We start from the raw sequence: 501 nt of genomic DNA, 5'->3' as shown, positions 1-501 counted from the left end.
GCCACTCTTGCCACACGCGTTCTGATGTTAGCGTATTGAGTTCACCAGAGTCTGCCATGTCGCGCATGAGTTGCATGGTTTCTTTTGCTACCGTAAATCCCAGCGAGGCAAGTTTTGCAGCAAAACGTGCGACCCGAAGTACTCTAAGGGGATCTTCCACAAAAGCATCCGATACATGACGCAATATGCGATTATTCAAATCGATTTGACCGCCATAAGGATCGTACAGCTGGCCGCTATCATCCATCGCCATGGCGTTAATGGTTAAATCACGGCGAATCAAATCCTCTTCTAACGTTACGCTTGGATCGAAGAAACAGTCAAAGCCCGTGTAACCTGAGCCTGATTTTCTTTCGGTTCGTGCAAGTGCGTGTTCTTCTTTATTTTTAGGATGAAGAAAAACAGGAAAGTCTTTTCCGACGGCAGTGTATCCTTGAGCAAGCATCATTTCTGGTGTGGCTCCGACTACCACCCAATCGTTGTCATAACTGTCAATGCCGA

Annotated in this window: 1 pseudogene; it reads right to left on the bottom strand. The window is 46.9% G+C overall.

What is annotated here, in order from left to right:
• Positions 1-501: pseudogene (gene cca, locus R7R78_RS29900) on the bottom strand (multifunctional CCA tRNA nucleotidyl transferase/2'3'-cyclic phosphodiesterase/2'nucleotidase/phosphatase); the annotation flags it as partial.

It is taken from the genome of Vibrio sp. 2134-1 (assembly GCF_033339495.1).
This window is presented reverse-complemented; position numbering and strand designations above follow the sequence as displayed.